Consider the following 581-nt stretch of genomic DNA (forward strand, 5'->3'; position numbering starts at 1 on the left):
CATCATCATGCCGCTCCTGTCGCTCAATCAAGTTCAGACCTTGATACTACCGGACAACGGTAGTTTTAGCCGCTACAATTTCTTTGCTTCATGAGCAGACAGAATAATCAGAAAAACACATTGGTGCAGACCCAGAGCGAATGCAGCGCGCTAGCGCCGCAGGCTGCTCAGGTATAAATATTACTCGGATTTAGAATATACCTTAGGATCAAATCGGTCTCTATAATCTTGAGTAAAAGCTTGGCCTATACCATTTAATCTTGAGTCTAGTGGGCGTGTAAACTTGGCGCTTATATTMAAATTTGAGTATTTCCCTGTTATTTTTGGATGTACATAAGCAGCTATTTCTACGTCTGATTGMGATATATATCTTCCTGCCCATTTTTCTATAATATGCTTTAGAGCTCTACTGTGTTTKGGTTTTGTTTTTATTGTTGTCGGAGCATCTAACCATTCATACGCCATCCTAATACAGTCTTCATGCTCGTGAAGAATGGCTGATGGATGKTGGTACTKGAAGCCAATTTGGGCATCGTTAATTTCTTTGTCAGTAAGCACTGTATAATTTCCTCTTATCAAAA

Annotated in this window: 1 protein-coding gene; it reads right to left on the reverse strand. The window is 39.9% G+C overall.

What is annotated here, in order from left to right:
* Positions 1-180: 180 nt before the first annotated feature.
* A partial coding sequence (locus tag KP708_RS15505) for a hypothetical protein (protein WP_215757256.1) occupies positions 181-581 on the reverse strand: 401 nt, incomplete at its 5' end.

Source organism: Gluconobacter sp. P5H9_a (assembly GCF_018812085.1).
GTDB lineage: Bacteria > Pseudomonadota > Alphaproteobacteria > Acetobacterales > Acetobacteraceae > Gluconobacter.